General features: G+C 48.6%; 5 protein-coding genes. 3 read left to right on the forward strand and 2 right to left on the reverse strand.

Annotated features, from left to right (window positions below):
* Positions 1-54: 54 nt before the first annotated feature.
* Positions 55-291 (reverse strand): excalibur calcium-binding domain-containing protein, encoded by a 237-nt coding sequence (locus ACXACQ_RS06315; protein WP_474975092.1) that lies wholly within the window; start codon positions 289-291, stop codon positions 55-57.
* Positions 292-411: 120 nt separating this feature from the next.
* Here ACXACQ_RS06315 and ACXACQ_RS06320 point away from each other — a divergent pair, with 120 nt between their 5' ends.
* From ACXACQ_RS06320 to ACXACQ_RS06330, 3 genes are all read left to right on the forward strand, one after another.
* Positions 412-807, forward strand: coding sequence for a thermonuclease family protein (locus ACXACQ_RS06320; protein ID WP_474975097.1), 396 nt, complete (start codon positions 412-414; stop codon positions 805-807).
* Between the two features lie 11 nt (positions 808-818).
* Complete coding sequence (locus tag ACXACQ_RS06325; RefSeq protein WP_474975093.1) at positions 819-1,220, forward strand: hypothetical protein; 402 nt, start codon at positions 819-821, stop codon at positions 1,218-1,220.
* A gap of 458 nt (positions 1,221-1,678) precedes the next feature.
* The gene (locus ACXACQ_RS06330; RefSeq protein WP_474975094.1) at positions 1,679-2,131 is read left to right on the forward strand and encodes a hypothetical protein; all 453 of its coding nucleotides are present in this window, start codon (positions 1,679-1,681) and stop codon (positions 2,129-2,131) included.
* 252 nt (positions 2,132-2,383) lie between these two features.
* On the opposite strand, the gene ACXACQ_RS06335 is transcribed toward ACXACQ_RS06330, so the two are convergent.
* On the reverse strand, positions 2,384-3,085 hold the full coding sequence (locus ACXACQ_RS06335; RefSeq protein ID WP_474975095.1) for a collagen-like triple helix repeat-containing protein: 702 nt from the start codon (positions 3,083-3,085) through the stop codon (positions 2,384-2,386).
* Positions 3,086-3,561: the final 476 nt, after the last annotated feature.

The raw sequence follows: 3,561 nt of genomic DNA on the forward strand, positions 1-3,561 counted from the left end.
ATAATTTGGAGCGACTTGTTGCGGAAGGGGCGAACGAAAAGGCGGCCTGACGGTCTAACCCCTTTCGCAAGCGATACCGTCTCCATCCCGATCTAGGCGGTAGACGTCAGGCCCAATAACGCGGATTGGCCCCCTTACATAAACCGGGCCATTTCCGCGACCTCCCGCACAGTCAACGTCGCTTGCTATGGGCACACATGGGTCGTAGCTCGGGTGGCAACCTGATTGAGATTGCGTTGGCGTGATTGAAGCGCCAACAACCAAAAGAGCAAGAAAAAAGCGAATAGACATTGCAACCTCCCAACTCAATGAGAGGTTGCGTGTATTTTAGGTTGACCGCAACTCTTATTGCGGCGTATCCTTAACGCTCAAGAATGGAATTTTCGCAGAATGAATAGAACGATACTCGCGATGCTTATTTGTCTTCTCTCTTTTCAAGCATCAGCGGAGGAATGGAATAGCACCGTATCTAGAGTGATTGATGGCGACACGTTTCAGCTTAGCCGGCCGCTGATCAAAATCCGTCTTTGTGGAGTGGATACGCCGGAACGTGGCCAGCCTGGATACCGGGAGGCAACGCAATTCACAAAGCGATTGGTTGCGGGGAATACCGTGCATTGTCGAACTGTGGGCGAGGGGACGCCATGCGACGGACGATCACGCAAGAAATCTGGTGCGCGCTTCGTTGCACAGTGCTTTGTTAACGGGAGGGATATCGCAGGGGAACTGGTTGCGCTAGGATTTGCCTGTGCGTGGGAAAAGTACTCAGGAAAACATTATTTTAAATCGGGGCGTTGCATTAAATAATGGGGGACTAGATGTCAGGGCTTGCTCAAGCAATTAGAGACATAAATCATGAGATGGAATTTATTCGAGTAAAGTATCCAGACGTATTTAAGGTGATAATTGACGAGGCGGAGATTGATTTTTTTATCCGCAAGGTGCGGAAGTCTCCCAAGTCGAATGTTCTTCATGAACCTGTCGATAAAGTACTCCAACATTGGTTCAGGCAAGTCAATTCCCGACTTGTCACGCTCCCTAATGATATTAGCGAGGGCAGCAGAAGTGTATCACTTCGGAAAAGACGGCGTTATTTCAAAGCAAATCGAAATTCTCAGTTTGCCGAAAAGGCCAAGGGACACGGGGTCTTTTCTGTCCGAAATGCTGCACCGGATTCGGATGCCGGAATAGCAAGACCAATATTCCAAGAGCCAAGCTAACTTCCAATTGAATGGCGTTGTTGAAGTCCGGACATGCTTGTGTCTAGCGTCGTTACCACTGAAAATAGCGAAGAGAAAGATATATGGAGACTTTTTTATTATATTTTCCTTATATTTGTTTGGGAGTGTTCTGTATTTCTTTTGTGGCTGCTTTTTTTGATCGTGTTGATGAGGTTCATGTTGCAAATAATTTTATAGCAATAGTTACAGTTCCTACGTCATTATTTTATTTGTATATTGTTCTTTCGTTGAATTGGGCGGATAGTTCTAATGGGAATTTTGGAGCAGGTTTTATTCTTGCTTACATTCTCTTGTTCTGCCTGCAGCTTCTCCAGTAATCATAATCTTCCAGGGGCATGCAGGGTGGTCACTAGGTCATTACTGCAAATCTGGTTTCGGCGGGTCGCGCGATTAGTGGGCCATGAGCCTGCTTGTCTCCTCGTTTTCAACAGCCGAACTTGTACAAGCCAACAATAATCTGGCTTTGTTTCGATGCGGTCATTGTGAAAATGGAGAGACCACGCATGACACCGGAAACGATACTAACGCGGCTGGTCGAGGCCGTAGAAGTCATCGCGATCATTGGAAAGGGGGCGATCGGACCACGCACGAATTGGGCAGCATGGCCTGACCCGAATATGATCCGCAAAGTCCGTCGGTCGCGGATCTGCAGCCCTTACGAGATAGCTAGGGCAGAAGAGGCGTTGACGTGGTTCGCGCTGATCGATGATCCAGACGCACGCCGGGCGCTTCAATACGAGGTCATGTGCAAGGCTGGCGGGGGCAAATTCACCCAGGTTTGCAAAAAATATGGGTGGGAGCGCTCAACTGTGATCAAACGCAACCGCGTTGTTCTGAAAAAGCTATCTGAAAAGCTGATCCTAGGAAGCAATTCTAGGCAAGCGGCCTAGCTGGACAGGCTTCACAGAATGCACCTAAAAGCAGCCCCATAGAGATACCTTGAAGAACTGCGCCCGATGCTGGGTCGCTACTTCAAGGCATCTTTCTGAGACATGCGCCGGGTCGTTTGACATGGACCATGCGTCACGTTGGTGGGGACCAACTCCCGGCTAGATATCTGATTTTAGAGGATCGCGCAAAGCGGTCCTTTTTGTTTCTGCTGATCTGAGAGTGCATCCTTCTCTAGGAGGTCGATTCCAGGATCATGTTTGGAATCTAATTAATGCAACTCTCTCCGTGCCATCGCTTTTTATTTGTTCAATGTAGTATTCTAAACTGTTATTCCAAGGAAGGTGGCATGTTCTATTCATATTGCAGTAGTAACTGCCTTTTCCGGGAATGTTGAAAGCAAGTCTGCTCGATGTGATTTGGTAGAGCGTAGAAAGAAGTCTACCGTCTGCGGCGCAAAATTCCATACCTACCCGGAAAGCAAAAGATTTTTCGGATTCAACAGAAATAACGTCTATGCATTCATCAAGTTCAAAGAGTTTGGCAGCGGTTGTAGAAACTGGGCTATTTTGAATTGGCGAAGCAGATTGCTTTCCTAGTTTCTCATCGACAATGCTCTTCACCAACTCGGTAATCTCTGCTCGGCTCACGGATGCTGTGCCAGGCGCCCCTTGTGGACCGATATCTCCTTGCGGGCCTGCAGGTCCCTGTGGTCCTTGTTCGCCGCGTGGACCTTGAGGGCCGGGGTCTCCTTCGGAACCCTTGAGGCCAGTAGAAGTTACATTCTGAACCTTCTGGAGAAGGACCTGCAGTTGCTCGACGCGACCCTCTAGTTGTGCGACTTCGGTTTGTGAAGCTTCGACCTTGTGTTTGAGGTCTCCAATGTACTGCGTAGCTGCAACAGCGGTGCCAATTATTGCGAGCCCTGTCTGCGATTGCGCCTGTGAGATTAACAATTTGTGAAACGTTCAAAGCACTTGCCCCCAAGTTGCAATTAATAAGCGATGGATAATGAAGGTCGGTCGATAAAATTCTGGCAAGTCGATTTTCATAGTTAAATCTAAAAAATCGCCTGGATGCACGAACGCAATACCCGAGATTGAACAAATGAAACAGATCTCGATCACCACATTGCAGGAGATAAAAGACAATCGTTACCGGCTGTCTGCAAACTGCCAATGGTGCCGACGTACTGAGTGGCTGGACTTGGGCAATCTTATTGAACGCCTTGGGCCTGACTATGTAGTGGCCGGTAATGATAGGTTCCGCCGCGCGCTCTCTTGCACTCGCTGCGGCCGCCGCCAAGCACAACTGACCGTGCACCCGCGGTGATCAAACCGGAATTGCAGTTACCCTTTCAGCGATCTCATTGAAACCGGTCATAGCAGAAATAGGTGCTGCATTGCGTTGCATACCCAACTTACTTAACCTT

The sequence above is a fragment of the Fulvivirga sp. AWR4_260 genome (assembly GCF_056158185.1).